This window comes from Paracraurococcus lichenis, assembly GCF_030657435.1.
GTDB classification, from domain to species: domain Bacteria; phylum Pseudomonadota; class Alphaproteobacteria; order Acetobacterales; family Acetobacteraceae; genus Paracraurococcus; species Paracraurococcus lichenis.
This window is the reverse complement of sequence record NZ_JAUTWS010000103.1, coordinates 1-12,922: the sequence shown is the minus strand read 5'-3', so window position 1 is coordinate 12,922 and position 12,922 is coordinate 1. Positions and strand designations below refer to the sequence as shown.

The 12,922-nt window shown below is 63.6% G+C and carries 17 protein-coding genes and 1 pseudogene; 11 read left to right on the top strand and 7 right to left on the bottom strand.

Annotated elements, in window-relative coordinates; genetic code table 11:
* Positions 1 to 335: 335 nt before the first annotated feature.
* Positions 336 to 584, bottom strand: coding sequence for a hypothetical protein (locus tag Q7A36_RS35100; RefSeq protein WP_305108454.1), 249 nt, complete (start codon positions 582 to 584; stop codon positions 336 to 338).
* Positions 585 to 587: 3 nt separating this feature from the next.
* Between Q7A36_RS35100 and Q7A36_RS35095 the strand changes: the two are divergent.
* From Q7A36_RS35095 to Q7A36_RS35085, 3 genes and pseudogenes are all read left to right on the top strand, one after another.
* Positions 588 to 1,052 (top strand): annotated as a pseudogene (locus tag Q7A36_RS35095) (transposase); the annotation flags it as partial.
* Between the two features lie 159 nt (positions 1,053 to 1,211).
* A complete protein-coding gene (locus Q7A36_RS35090) occupies positions 1,212 to 1,505 on the top strand; it encodes a hypothetical protein (RefSeq protein ID WP_305108453.1) in 294 nt (97 codons plus the stop codon).
* A 28-nt stretch (positions 1,506 to 1,533) separates the two neighbouring features.
* Positions 1,534 to 1,833 (top strand): hypothetical protein, encoded by a 300-nt coding sequence (locus Q7A36_RS35085; RefSeq protein WP_305108452.1) that lies wholly within the window; start codon positions 1,534 to 1,536, stop codon positions 1,831 to 1,833.
* A gap of 493 nt (positions 1,834 to 2,326) precedes the next feature.
* On the opposite strand, the gene Q7A36_RS35080 is transcribed toward Q7A36_RS35085, so the two are convergent.
* Positions 2,327 to 2,896, bottom strand: a complete 570-nt coding sequence (locus Q7A36_RS35080; RefSeq protein ID WP_305108451.1) for an ISAs1 family transposase — start codon at positions 2,894 to 2,896, stop codon at positions 2,327 to 2,329.
* Positions 2,897 to 3,287: 391 nt separating this feature from the next.
* Between Q7A36_RS35080 and Q7A36_RS35075 the strand changes: the two genes are divergently transcribed.
* The 5 genes from Q7A36_RS35075 to Q7A36_RS35055 all read left to right on the top strand — a co-directional run bounded on the left by Q7A36_RS35075 (position 3,288) and on the right by Q7A36_RS35055 (position 6,285).
* Complete coding sequence (locus Q7A36_RS35075; protein ID WP_305108450.1) at positions 3,288 to 3,416, top strand: hypothetical protein; 129 nt, start codon at positions 3,288 to 3,290, stop codon at positions 3,414 to 3,416.
* Between the two features lie 281 nt (positions 3,417 to 3,697).
* Positions 3,698 to 3,919, top strand: a complete 222-nt coding sequence (locus Q7A36_RS35070; protein WP_305108449.1) for a hypothetical protein — start codon at positions 3,698 to 3,700, stop codon at positions 3,917 to 3,919.
* A gap of 399 nt (positions 3,920 to 4,318) precedes the next feature.
* On the top strand, positions 4,319 to 4,585 hold the full coding sequence (locus Q7A36_RS35065; RefSeq protein WP_305108448.1) for a hypothetical protein: 267 nt from the start codon (positions 4,319 to 4,321) through the stop codon (positions 4,583 to 4,585).
* Positions 4,582 to 5,121 (top strand): hypothetical protein, encoded by a 540-nt coding sequence (locus tag Q7A36_RS35060; RefSeq protein WP_305108447.1) that lies wholly within the window; start codon positions 4,582 to 4,584, stop codon positions 5,119 to 5,121. Before Q7A36_RS35065 ends, Q7A36_RS35060 begins: the two co-directional genes overlap by 4 nt.
* Before the next feature lie 1,038 nt (positions 5,122 to 6,159).
* On the top strand, positions 6,160 to 6,285 hold the full coding sequence (locus Q7A36_RS35055; RefSeq protein WP_305108446.1) for a hypothetical protein: 126 nt from the start codon (positions 6,160 to 6,162) through the stop codon (positions 6,283 to 6,285).
* Positions 6,286 to 6,582: 297 nt separating this feature from the next.
* Here the strand turns inward: Q7A36_RS35055 and Q7A36_RS35050 are convergent, their stop codons facing one another.
* Positions 6,583 to 6,861, bottom strand: coding sequence for an ATP:cob(I)alamin adenosyltransferase (locus Q7A36_RS35050; RefSeq protein WP_370655760.1), 279 nt, complete (start codon positions 6,859 to 6,861; stop codon positions 6,583 to 6,585).
* 461 nt (positions 6,862 to 7,322) lie between these two features.
* On the opposite strand from Q7A36_RS35050, the gene Q7A36_RS35045 reads away from it, so the two are divergent.
* Positions 7,323 to 7,475 (top strand): hypothetical protein, encoded by a 153-nt coding sequence (locus Q7A36_RS35045; RefSeq protein WP_305108445.1) that lies wholly within the window; start codon positions 7,323 to 7,325, stop codon positions 7,473 to 7,475.
* A 340-nt stretch (positions 7,476 to 7,815) separates the two neighbouring features.
* Here Q7A36_RS35045 and Q7A36_RS35040 read toward each other — a convergent pair whose 3' ends face one another.
* Entirely contained in the window at positions 7,816 to 8,223 is a 408-nt protein-coding gene (locus Q7A36_RS35040; RefSeq protein ID WP_305108444.1) for a response regulator, read from the bottom strand.
* 327 nt (positions 8,224 to 8,550) lie between these two features.
* Between Q7A36_RS35040 and Q7A36_RS35035 the strand changes: the two genes are divergently transcribed.
* Positions 8,551 to 8,751 (top strand): hypothetical protein, encoded by a 201-nt coding sequence (locus tag Q7A36_RS35035; RefSeq protein WP_305108443.1) that lies wholly within the window; start codon positions 8,551 to 8,553, stop codon positions 8,749 to 8,751.
* Here Q7A36_RS35035 and Q7A36_RS35030 read toward each other — a convergent pair whose 3' ends face one another.
* The 3 genes from Q7A36_RS35030 to Q7A36_RS35020 all read right to left on the bottom strand — a co-directional run bounded on the left by Q7A36_RS35030 (position 8,752) and on the right by Q7A36_RS35020 (position 11,091).
* Positions 8,752 to 9,684, bottom strand: coding sequence for a site-specific integrase (locus Q7A36_RS35030; RefSeq protein ID WP_305108442.1), 933 nt, complete (start codon positions 9,682 to 9,684; stop codon positions 8,752 to 8,754).
* A 282-nt stretch (positions 9,685 to 9,966) separates the two neighbouring features.
* Positions 9,967 to 10,362 carry a hypothetical protein gene (locus Q7A36_RS35025; protein ID WP_305108441.1) on the bottom strand — a complete coding sequence of 132 codons (396 nt, stop codon included), beginning with the start codon at positions 10,360 to 10,362 and terminating at the stop codon, positions 9,967 to 9,969.
* Positions 10,363 to 10,419: 57 nt separating this feature from the next.
* A complete protein-coding gene (locus Q7A36_RS35020; RefSeq protein ID WP_305108440.1) occupies positions 10,420 to 11,091 on the bottom strand; it encodes a hypothetical protein in 672 nt (223 codons plus the stop codon).
* A gap of 1,606 nt (positions 11,092 to 12,697) precedes the next feature.
* Between Q7A36_RS35020 and Q7A36_RS35015 the strand changes: the two genes are divergently transcribed.
* Positions 12,698 to 12,916, top strand: coding sequence for a hypothetical protein (locus Q7A36_RS35015; RefSeq protein WP_305108439.1), 219 nt, complete (start codon positions 12,698 to 12,700; stop codon positions 12,914 to 12,916).
* The last annotated feature ends 6 nt before the right edge of the window (positions 12,917 to 12,922 follow it).

Here is a 12,922-nt window from a genome sequence, read left to right as displayed (position 1 = left end):
TGTTCCCGGCAACGCCGCCGCGAAGATCGGGCTGTAACTGCTGGCTGAGCAACGTCTCCACCGCGCCTTTCGCGGAGGTAAAGGCTGGAGCGATTTGTCCGGACGCGCGACGAACGAAGCCATAAGGAGCGTCAGCCAGGTGCCGTACATCCCTCTGCCGCTCTCTCAGCTTCGTTCGCCGCAACGGGTTAACGGGTCATATGTGACCCCGTTAGTTTCACAACTTTGAGCTGTATTCGCAACCTATGGCTGTGTGACAGCCAGAGCCACTAGCGATTCCCGGAACGTCTCACGCCCGCACAGTCGCGGTGACATTCGTTCTCGATTCACACCATTCATTCCGGGGTGTGGGCCTCAACCGATCTCTCAAGCAACTGCGGCTGTTGCGCTAGGAGGCGCTCCAGGGCTGCCGTCGCCGCATAGAGGCTGACGGCCGTGCCGCTGGCGAGAGTGCAATCGGTCTGTGAGAGCCGCCAGAACCACGTGCTGCCGTGGCCGACTACGGTGAGGCGGCGGCCTTCTAGGAAGGCGACACGGGTCATGAACTGCCCAGCCGGCATCTCGGCCCAATCGACCCTGGGCATCGTCGGATCCTGGCGGCGCTGCAGAGCGGAGCGGAGGCGCGTGGCGAGGTAGACTGGGATCTGCACTTCGTGGACGCGACGGTGATCCGTGCGCATCAGCACGCTGCCGGCGTCCGCCGCGACGGTGCTGGCGGCAGCGAGACCCAGGCCAGGGAGGCGCTGGGCCGCAGCCAGGGTGGGTTCTCGACCAAGCTGCACCTGCGGGCTGAGGGCAACGGCCGACCGATCACGGCGGTGCTGACCGGCGGCGAGCGGCACGAGCAGATCGCGCTTGAGGCGCTGCTGGACCAGGGAGCGATCCGCCGCCCTGGTGGGGGTCGGCCCCGGCTTCGACCGCGGCGGGTTGCCGGCGACAAGGGCTATAGCAGCCCAACCGTCCGTGGCCGACTGCGTCGGCGGCATATTGGGGCGGTGATCCCGAGTAAGAGCAACCAGCGCCGGCTGCCGAACTTCGACCGTGCTGCTTATGGGCAGGCCCCTTCCAGCTCCCCCGTGGAAGGCTACCCACCTTCCCGCTACCGCTCAAACCGCAGCGGCATTGGCTAAACCTTGCTGACCACCCGACAGGGGCAGCCTTGATTACGGCCGGTAAGATCGCGGTAATCTGTGGCGGTAACGGTAGCAGCCGTGCCGAGCTTTCTTTTCCTGATCGAGAATGGCGCGGGTGGGTATCTGGAGTGCGCTGACCTGACCGAAGCGCGCAGCCGCGCGGAGCGAATCAGCGCGACAGGTTGGCTATTCCGCTGCTGGAGCGCCGGTTATTCCATGGGCCGCCGTCGCCGGAGCAGCCGCAAGTTGGTCCAACTGGAACACGTCTCGACGTTGGGCAAACCACCCTCAGAAGCGCTCGCCACGGCTCTCGATGCGCTCGCCAACCGGCACCATGTCGATTTCGAGTTCCCCGCGCGCGACTACGAGTGAGTATGGTCAGAACCGAAGGAGACGCTTGGTGCCGGATTTCCTCGCCAACGACTTCGGCGCCATTGCGCGCGCCATGCGGCGCAAGACCTCAGCATCGCCCAAAGTGGTGCTGCACTTTCGATATTTGCTGACCTCCTTGACGAGCGAATACGAAAGCGTTGACGCCGCGATTGCGGAAGCCTTTGAACTCTGGACTGATCTTAGGACCGATCCGGAACACATCACCGCAGCCGATGGAACTGTGCTGATGGGCCGGGACGCCTTAATCGAGGCGATGACGCGCTATGCAGAGGGAATGCCAGGGCTGTCCAACGCTCTGGAATGTTGAGGAGATCGAAGAGTTAATCGACGCCACCGATGGCGGCGCGGTAGCGGTCCTGCGGGAGTGCTCAAGGATCCCCTCATTTTTATCGTGGCAAATCAGCACGTTAGCCATCATGCGTTCAGAGGTCGAAGAAGGGCCGTCGCCACCAAATCGATTATCTCGCTGTGAAGCCACGCTGCTGGAAGAATAGAATCAGCTTGAGCAAGTTAAAGCAGACGGCCGATAAGAAAAAATCAGTATAGAATGAGGGGATCCCTGAGGCGGGAGTGAGCTTCGGCGGTTGGACTTGAGGATGTTGAAGGCAAAGCTGCGGAGGCGAGCGAAGAGACCCGGGCGGCATCGAAGACGGTGACACTGCGCTCCTCTTGGCGGTTGCGCCCCCAATCACGGCTACTGGCCGTGGAAAGCGGGGCGGCGCTGGCGCAGAGGTCCTTGGCCTGCTGATGCAGGGTGGGCTGGTTGTCCTTGACCTGTATGATCAGGTCGGCGCCGGCCTTCACGGCGAAGTTGAAGGTTTACGCTGGCAGTGCAAGGTGTCGAGCGTGACCAGGTGGCCAGCCAGGCCGAGTTCAGCGAGCAGCGCTTGGGCGGCCGGGATCTCGTTGGATTTCTCCTCGACCTCGCTGTGCGCCAGCACCAGCGCGGTGTCGGTGGCGAAGACGCCCAACAGGTGCGCGGTGGTGCGGTCGCGGAACGCGTCAAAGCTGCCGCGCAGGGTCTTGCCGTCGATCGCAAGGCTACCCCCGTCGAGCTTGGCGTGAGCCGCCTGCAACAGCTTGGCGTGGCCACGGAAGGCTGTCTCCACCGCGTCACAGTCCAAGCCTTGCAAGATGTAGCGGATGGCGGTGTGCGCCGGCGCTCGCCGCCAGGTCAGGCCGAACACCTCGTTCAGCCGGGGGCGGTGCATCTCGATGAAGGTGACGATGCTGCGATACGAGTTACCGCCGCTGATGATGGCCAGGATAGAGAACAGCAGGACGTGCGCCAGCTGGTAGACCTTGCCCTCCGCCCGGCGGTGATCAGGCACCTCCTCCAGCAGGCCTAGCAGCAACGCGAACGCGGTCACGGCGACCTCTCTCTCGGTTGCCGCCCTATGAGGCAGAGGATTGGCGATCCGGGAATCCTGCCATTGCCCCGCCGGCGCCGTTCTCCCCCGACCTGTGGCAGCCAGGACTCACCCCGGCTACCGCACAGCGTTGAACAGCCCTGGAGGGAATGCCGATCTAGCCGGCCACAAGAAAAGGAGAGGGGACCATCCAGTCCCGGCCCGCCGCACGACGGGGCCACCCGCAGGCCGAGCCCCTTCCGGCTCCCCCCGTGGAAGACTACCCCATCTCTCCATTATCTCGAAACCGCACCCGCAACGACGCGTTCGCCAGCCTGATCGGAGAGGGAGGACTTCTCCGGTTGCGAACGGGCCGTCCCGCGTGGGGAAGACACGGGGCAGCCTCAGCGACATGGATGATGCCGACATGACCGAGCCCGCCGAGATCCGGCTAGACCTCGCTGACGTCCTGGCCGAGCTTTTCCTCGGCACGATGGCGCGTGAAGTCGAGATGGACGAGAGCGACGACGAGGACGCGTGAGCATGCGCCTCGCCGAACGGTGCGGCGCAGTAAAAGGGGAGGGGATCAATCGACCCCGATCTGTCCCGTCGCCCCCGGGTGCCTCGTGTCGCCGGCAGGTCCCTCCCGGCTCCCCCGGTAAAAGGCTACCGGCTTTCCCGCTGCCGCTCAAACCGTGTTGGTTGCGAGACCCTCAGCGACTTGTACGCACCAGGTCCGGAAAACCCGCGCCGCATGGCCCATCCGGCCTCCAGTCGCGCCGACGGTCACGAGCCCTGGAAGCATTCCAAAAGGCTCAGGGCATGCTGCTGACTGCCCACCGCAAGCTGAAGGGACAGCCGGCCGCCGAGGTCGATCGGTTCTGGATGACGCAGGGCCGTCGCATCGAACAGCACCTGCACGCCACCGCATCCGAAGCCGTCGCCGCCTTCAAGGCATTCTCTGCGGCCGGCCTGGTCGCCAGCGCAGCCGACCGCCACTTGGTCAACGAGGCGCAGCGACTTCTTGCCGAAGGTGGCCGATGACGCAGGACCAGCCGCCAAAGCGTCCAGTTGATGCTCAAAGGAGAGCCATCCGTGTGGCCCTTTAAGTCCAAGCCGATGACTGATGTTTGGGCTGTATTTGACGGTAAAAGCGCAGTCGGATCGCCCAACGTGGGGTTTGTCCGGGGGCAGAAGCGCCGCGAGGCGGCCAAGGCTGCCCGCGCCAGGTGGCCGGGAATGAGCGTCCGTCTCAGCCGCGTCAGCCAAGCTAGTATGCGGGAGTGCGGCGTGAACCCGAGCCAATTTGAGGTCGTGACGGCGCGCCTCACCGGCGATCCGCTGCCACCCCGCTAGTCCCAGAGAGGAACCCATCCATGACGATGTGCGACCAGTCGCCGCGCGCTGTATGACGCCCTCGCAGGCCGAATGGGTGCCCACCGAATGCCCCTGCCTCCCAAAACGAAGCTCACCTCCGCCGAGCAGCGTCAGCGGCGCGAGGATCGCGTCGCCTGCATTCGCTTGCGCATGGCAATCGGCCGGTATCTTGAGGACCGCGACATCACCATGCCGACCGCGATCGGCGAGGCGCTCGGGATGCCGGCAGCGGAGGCGAACGGCCTGCTGACCCGGAGGCAGTGGCGGGAAGGGGATGTGGCCGCACTGCAGGCCGTCGCAGCACGGCTGGGATTAGCCGAAAGTCCCGAATGAGCGCACCACTAGAGTCAGACACCGCGAACCGGCTTGCCCAAGCCCTGCTCGCCTTTCAGAAAGCGCAGAAGCTTGTCCTGAGTGCTCACCGCAAGCTGCAGGACAATCCGCGAGAGAAGACGGGCAAGTTCTGGGCTGGCACTGGCGAGCGGCTTAAGCAGCACCGTCGCGCATGCGCGAGAGAGGTGATGGCCGCGTATCGGCTCTTCTCAGCCGAGGAGGGCATTCCCGTGGCCCGCGACAGGCGTCTCGTCAACGAGGCGTATCAAATATTGGCCGAGAATGCCGGCGGCCCTGAAGCCAAGCCGCAGATCAGCATTGCGCAGAAAAGCGCGGAGCTTAAGCTGTCACAGCGACTGCGGCTGGCAATCGGGGCTGAACTGGAGCGCCGCGAGATCAGTCACCCATCAGAGATCGCTGCTATCCTCGGTACTTCGAGTAGACAGGCAGATAGGGTACTGTGCCGGAGAGCTTGGAAGGAGGGCGACTTGGCGCTGCTCCAGGCCGCCGCGGCACGGCTCGGGCTGCCAGTGTGACCTTCGCGACGGGGTTCGCCCGCTGCAGACGGTGCCGCACGGTGTCGGGCATCATGCGGTTCAGTGAAGCCAAGGCGAGTGGCTGGCTGCCGGCCCTGCTCCGTACCTGCCGCTGCGGCGCGAGTGTCAGGCGGCTAGAGCCGGCGACGGCCGGAGAGGGCAGGCGCGCGGTCGCTGCCAACGAGTTGCTGGAAGTCCTGCTGGTGCCGGATAACTGGCCGGGCGCCGATCCCTAACACGCTGCAGCAGGCGGGGAGGGGGCCTTCTGGCCCCGGCCTGTACCCATCAGTTGGTGACAGTGGGCAGGCCCCTCCCGGCTCCCCAGTGAAGTTTAACTACCGTTCCGCTAGCGCTTAAACCGCAGCGGCGATAACACGTTCGCCAGCCTGATCGGAGGGGGTAGCTTCTCCGGTTGCAAGGAGGCCGTCCCGCGTGGGGAAGACACGGGGCGGCCTCAGCGCCATGGATAATGCCGACATGCCCGAGCCCGCCGAGATCCGGCTAGACCTCGCTGACGTCCTGGCCGAGCTTTTCCTCGGCGCGATGGCGCGCGAGGTCGAGATGAATGAGGACGACGAGCAAGACGCATGACCACGCGCCCGACCGGCCGGCCATCTCAGGACGACATGTCGAACGACCATGCCTGACCGAGGTCGAGGCCCGCGCGTTGCTGTGGCCCATGCATGGCCTGGAAGGCTGGATTGCCGAGCAGCTATGGTGGCCGACCTCGACCGGGTGGGAGGTGGTGCCGCGCCTGGGAGGCTGGCGCTTCCAACTGGATCCGATACCACTTGGCTTGCAACTGCGCGCTTGGATGCCAGGCGTCGAGCGGCCGGGCGAGTGGCAGGTGCCTAGCTAACAGTACGACCTCGGGGAGAGGATCCTCAGCAACGCTGCTGCACCAGGTCGGGGAATGCCCGCGCCGCCGCCCGTTGTCAATTGTGCAGCACGCCACACAGAGACAGCGCAGCGGCCCTCTATAGCGGATGCGATAGCGCCCGTGGCTGCCCAATAGCCACCCGCCGAAGAGGTCCTGCTGTGTTCATCTATGCGGTTCTGATTGCCGTCGCACTCGTCGCACTCGCGCTGATGCCGCCCGGCTTGCTGCCGTCTCGTGGCATCTGCCGGGCCATCCGCTACCGCACTCGCCGCCTGCGCCGCTGAAGCAATGTGCAGCCTCCGACGCGTTATCCAATCACGTACACTGCGGCCTGCCCGACTAGTAGCGCTGCACAGGGGGTTTTGACCGGTTGCCGGAGCGGTTTCGGCTCGTCGGCTTCACCAAACTTCACTTATTGCGCCGGCCATGGCGAACTTGAACGTCTCCATACGAACTTTGCAGTCCACATGACACTGTTTTTGGTGCTGACTTTCCACGAATGCACAAGCTGGCTCAATAGTTTGGCAGCCGCTTCGGGTAGAAGGCGGACATCCGCAGCAGTCCGCCAGCCGTCTCTTCAATCAGCTTTGTCGACTAGCGCCGGGGTTCCAAAGCGTGTCCCTGTGGCCTTCATCGTTCTCGACGCGAGCGAGAACGAACAGGAGGTCAGAGAGCCGGTTCACGTAGCGCAGGGCGGCGGGTGTCACCGGTTCCTGATAGGCGATCTCGGTCACCTCGCGCTCCGCACGGCGCACCACAGCACGCGCGACATGCAGCAAGGCCGCGCCCTCCGATCCACCCGGCAGCACGAACGAAGTCAGCCCGCCGAGTCTCTTGTTAGAAGCTGTACGCGAATAAATCCCTTACTGCAGTCGGGTTTGTGCCACGAGCCGGCGTGAGAGGATGGAGATCATTGCGATCCAGACGTGCGCCGCGAAGAGGTCGGGCGCGCGGTCGTACACGATGTTGAGCCGGCGATAGCGGCTTGTATGGGGCAGTCCGGTGTCAACGGATTTCAGATGGCATTGCTCCTTCAGTCTGCCGGCATGAGCGGGTGCGGGTAGCCCGTCTATGGGGTTCGTCGGCAGGTTCTTGCCGTCGTTCGATCAGAAGCCAACGACGACCTGTCGGGCCCCTGTCAATGCCGTCAGCCGCCGAAGGCGGTGGCCGAAGGCCAGCATTGATCATATCTCACGTGAGATGAATGGCATACAGGCAACGGCCGCAGACGTCGTAGCTGCACTGAGTTCGATTCAGGGTGCAATTGGGATTTGTACGCGAGAATGTCACCAGAATAGCTACTGCGATCGACGAGCAGAGCGTGGTTATCAGCAATATGTCGCGGACTATGCAGGACGCATCAGCAGCAGTCTCGACCGTCAATGCCAATGTTGCTCAGATCTCCAACGCAATTCACGAAGAAGAACAAACCGTGCTGAAGACCCGCGAGGCAGCAAAGATCCTGGTGCGCTGACAGACTGTATCAGCCACGCTCGCTTACGTCCCTCATTGTGAGGGCGGGGAGCAGCAAAGCCGCTGGTGGTAGCGCGCCATCACGCGGACGCCTATTTCGACCGTATGAACGACGACAAACCTGACGACGCGCCCACCGCTGCAACGCGAGGCAGCGCATTTCGGGAGCGCGTGCGCCGATCCCAAGCTATCGCGGCACAGGCGGCTCGCTCTCGGGCCGCAGGTGGACCTCCGAGCGACGACGAGGCAGCGCGCCTCGTCGCCGAGTTCCAGGCCAAGGGCGGCCAGGTCACCGTCTGCCCGCCAGCCGAGAAAGAGTCGACCGACGCAGAAACCGAGCGCTAGACGTTGTAATCCGTCTTGCGGCGCCCTTCCTCTGGCCAAGCACCGGTGCGGACCTGCTTCATGACGTTCAGCACGGCAGGGACAAGCTCGTCATAGCCGCCGGGCTTGTGGAGCCTCACCGTTGGTCCACCGAGGCCGCGCAGGTCGGCTTGTGGCGCTTCGCTGTCGAAGCCAGTGATGACCACCACGGGCAGGTTTGGAACGTGCTGCCGCAGAGCGCGGATGACACGCTGACCGGCGACGTCGCGGCCGAGATGTAGGTTCACGACCGCGACTGCGATCCGATCCGCCGCTGCTGCGGCGTGGGCCATGGCCTCTGTCTCATGTGCGGCGGAGATCGTGTCGAACCCTTCTGCGGCAAGCAGGTCCTCAATCATCAAGGTGAGCAGGACTTCGTCCTCCACGATCAGTGCCTGTGGTCGTGCCTCACTCACCGTGTTGCGGTCCTGCTTCAGATTGAAGGATCAACAACACGCATCATGAGCGCTGAGTTTTTCAAAGCAAAAGTATCAACTTGATACATTCCTGAGAATAATATTCCCCGAAAAGTACTATACAGCCCATTACTCACATTGTAGTGATTTTCGCCATCAATATTCTAGTCGCTTATGCGAAGCTCTTTATGTGATCAGCGCTGTTGTTTGGGCGGGTGTGACAATTGCCGCCTGAGCTTGTTGTTGACTATCAACAAGCGATGCGTAGTGGGTAAAAAATTATAAGCAGAGATCAACATGCACAAGGCACGGGAAGTAAGATTGCGAAGAATTCGTAAGATGGCACCGCTTCTACTGGCGGTTCTGCAAGATGCAATTGCGGCGTTTGATGCTGGACGCCATGAGGAATGCCTCGATATCATTAACTTAATTGGCCGCGATGTTGTTGCTGACGCCACGTTTTATCCGGCGGCTTTCAAAAGTGGGGCGGATGTTTGATCACTTTCCACGCCGCTGATGATACCGCGCCACCGCGCCGCGTCCGGCCTTCAAATGCTCGACGTAGCGGGCCGGCATGACCGGCGTTTTCCACCGCCCGGCCTGCTGTACGGCGGCCGTGTCCGCACCGCTCGCCACCAAGTCCTGTGCCATCCCGACGCGGCACGAATGCCCAGAGACACGCGAGGCATCGAGACCGGCACGGCCAGCCATCCGCTTCAGGATCGTCGCTACCTTGCTCGGGTCCAGCGCGTCGGCGCCAACACGGCCACCCTTGTTCACCGGTCGGAAGATCGGCCCGGCGACGATGCCGGCGGCGTTGAGCCAGTCGCGCAGGGCCTTCACCGTGGAGTGGCCGAGGAACAGCACCACGCCCTCACCGGCTTGGTCGGTTTTGCTGCGGCGGATCAGCGCGGTGGCCGTGCCGTTGGTGGCGAACTCCAGATCCTCGACCTGCAGCGCGACAACCTCGGAGCGGCGGGCCAGCAGGTCGCGGGCGACCAGCAGCATGGCGAGGTCCCGCAGGTCCGACAGCTTCAGCCCGGTGGTGGCCTGGATGCGCGCGACGGCAAGCTCGCCGAGCGGCGCGGCCTGGCGCTGGCGGGAGCCGCTGGCGCGAACGGCGCGCTTCATTGCCAGGGCGACGACCTGGTCCTCCGTCGGGCTCTCCAGCCGCGCCAGCGTGTGCAGCCGGCCGATGGCCCAGACCGCCTGGCGGATGCCGGCCGGTTTGCGGCCTTGCTCATGCAGGTCATCGACATAGGCAGCCACCACGTCCGGCACGGCGGGCAATGGGCAAAAGCCACGCGGCGCACACCATGCGGCAAAGGCCGTGACACCCTTGCGCAGCGCCCGCACGGTCTCCTCGGCCATGGTGCCGCGTGCTTCGTGCAGACCATCCTCGATCCCGGCCCGCAGGTCGTCGGACAGCACCAGGGCGGTGCTGGCGGCGGCGGCGGCCGGAGCCGGACTTGCAGCCGTATCGTCTATGGATCGAGCCCTGCCGAATAGCGTTCGGTAATGGCAATTACCAAACTCGATAGAGATAGAGAAGAAAGATCGCGAGCCGTTGCAGTGCCGAAGTGGAATATGGTAGGTCACTAGCCGCTGCCGCTTGCCCCCAGCCCCAGGCGGCAGCACTCAGGCCCGCTTCCCAGCCCCCCGGTCCCGGGAAGCGGGCCTTCCCCAGACCCACGGCGCCAGTGCACTTGGCCTTTAGAAGTGAGGCTCCCTGCCAGCCTCGGCCGCCGCGATGTCTTCCGCCTCGATCGCGATGATCGGAGGAAGCCGACGATTCTCGAGCGGCCATGCGTCATCTGTTGGTGCGGTATTTATCGCCGCCTGCCCAGAGCGATGCGACGCGACCTCCCGAGCACGCTGCTCGAGCGCCGTCGGGATAGCAAGAATCCAGCGCGCGAGGTCGGACTTACCGCTCTTGTCAGCGCGCGCTAGAGCCAGCGCGTGGTCCGCGGCGCGCCAGGGGACAGGCTGCTCGAGATATAGAAGCCTGGACATCGCGCGGAAAAGCGCGGTGGACAGGACGCCCATTGCCTGGCAGGCGATCGGCCAGGGCGTGCCCCAGCGCGACCAGCGTCGCCTTGCGTTCCTCACGTCGCGCCTGACGCTGGCGCTCGCCCTGCCGGGCCAGTTCGGTCTGAGGAGCGCTGCTCACAGCCGGCCACTCCGCATGCGAGCGCGCGCTTCGGCAGCACTGCGCGGAGGCTCGGACGCATCAAACCGGGTGCGCTTCTGCGCTTCACGCTGCGCCACGTCGCGCAGCACCTGCAGCCAGACCTCGTCGCTGTACGTCGCCCCGGCTGGCTTCGGCGGGAAGCGCTCCGGAAGTCGCGCCTGACGCTGTCGGTCCGCCCAAGCTGCATCTCGGGTAGCCTGGCGGGCGTCAGGACGCGCCGCTACATTATAGCGCCACTTTTCGCCGGTCTCGGCATCACTGCGCGCCTCGCGCCGAGCTCCATCAGCCGGAGCCTCCAAGTGATTGCTGCTGCCGCGCCCGCGCATGATGTCACGCGCCTGCGCGGCGCTCCGAACGTCACTCATACAAACTGAATCCTTGCGAATTGAGATCAGGCTTTTTGCCGCGATGATCGGCACGCCAGCCGCACGGGCGGCGGCGAGGTCCTGCTGCCTGAGGCATGCCAGCACGGGCACCACGACCGCGGCGCCGTCGCGCACGGCCATGCGCAGCGTTGAGGCGAAATGCGCTCCGGCGCTGCCATTATTGCGCCGGCCATGGCGAACTTGAACGTCTCCATACGAACTTTGCAGTCCACATGACACTTTTTTGGTGCTGACTTTCCACGGATGCACAAGCTGGCTCAATAATCTGCAGAGAGTAGCCGCCAAGGCGAAGGCCGTGGCTGCGCGCCGCGGTGTAAATTTGGTCTATGTCGCCGGAAGGCAGATCGCGCAGCGGCATGCCGATGCCGTAATGCGCGTATCCAATGGCAGGGCGGGGCATGTCACCCGCTCTCAGCGTGCTGCTGCGCCTGATGCGCATCGCGCCAGCCGAGATGTCGGCCAGTCTTTAGACCGGCGCCGTACCAATACGCCGCGGAAGCCGAGACTCGGCCTTGGCAGAAGGTGCAGACCGAAAAACGGCGCCCGTCATCGTCTGTTATAGAAATAAAATTGCGCGATTCGAATTGACAGCTATCAAGCCGCTGCAAATTGGCTTATCTGTTGGCCTTACTGTAAAAGATCATCGTATTTAGTGCCTAAAATAGATGCATCGGAAGTCATATGTGCTGCAGATACTATAACTTTCGACCGACCCGGCGAGTTCTATTTGGTTCGTTGGCTTTTTAGGGTAATGCAATAACGGAATTGAGAGCGAAAAGATGGCGGCTTAGCTCGTCCATCGCAGCGAAAAGGGCGGGTCGCCTCAGTGAGGCAATCTGAGGCGACCCATTGCCAGAGTAGGGCCGTGCTTTGGCTGAGATGCGGAGTTCCTGCACGGCTCCCAGCCGCCAGCGTTGGCAGCAACGGCATTCAGCCACGGTTAGAGTGCATGCACTAGAACTGATTTCCCAGGCATAGGTGCACAATCTGGAGAGGTTTGAGCCGGGGCAGACCTCAACCTTGGCGCTCGCGAGCCCTTTCCATGCGGGCGCAAGCGATAGCGGGTAAACAGCCGTCGCCGCTTACCCCCAAATCCTAAGCGGCATAAACGGCGCCCGCTTCTTTCCCCCCGATCGAAGCGGGCCGCCCCCCTTGGATGGCCGAGCTCCTGTCACTGCTGGCAGCCAGCTACCATGAAGTCGCGCAGGGCCGATCGGGCTATCGCTGCAAGCTTGTCGTTGCCCAGCACTGCTAGCGCCACCTCTGCCTTGGCTAGGCGCCCCGCATGGCGGTTTCAGACGCCAGTTCTCCGCCGCCTCATCGTGCAGGACCATAAAGCGGCTGCTGGTTACGAGCAGCGCCGCGTCAGAGTGCGACGTAGCTAGATCATCCGCCATGGCGGCTAGGGCGCATGCCCTCCATCTCCCCGGTCCGGCGCCTACCGCACTGCCAGCAACGCCATCGCAGTGCCGGTCAGGGCGAGGGCAGCGGCGCTGCAGACCCAACGGCTCGGACCCGTCGCCGAGGCACTACGAACAGCAACCGGCAGAGCGGCAAAGGCAATAGCGAGTGCGGCATAGGTCATGCCGCATAGAGTGTCTCATGTCTATATCGAATCGAAATCCACGTCCGCGCGAGCGGCAGCCCCACACCCTCCATAGATTCTTTCGGTGCAAGCCACGTTACGGCACCGTTCAGCCTCCACCAGCTCTCCAGCGGGGCTACTTCAGCCGCCTTTACCTCATTGAAGCCAGATCACGTGGATGGAATAAAGAGCCATTCGGCTCCCGCGACCGGGAACAACAAAGTGCCTACAGTGCCGCCCATGGAGCGAGAGCGGGCAACACCGAGGGTCGAGTGGGCCGAGATGCTGGCTGGGCAGTTCGTGGCCCACGTCGCCTTGGTCGAAGGCTATCGCCTCGCCGTAGTCAGCAACGACAGCACCTGGTTCTGGCGCCTCTCGCGCGATGACCGCACCCTCGCCAGCGGCACAGCTACCAGCCTCTACGCCGCGAAGGCGGCCCTGGAGCGCCTCTTGGCGCAGCAGCTTTCCACCGTTTGCAATAATGCTCCATTGGTAAGCTAATTAACG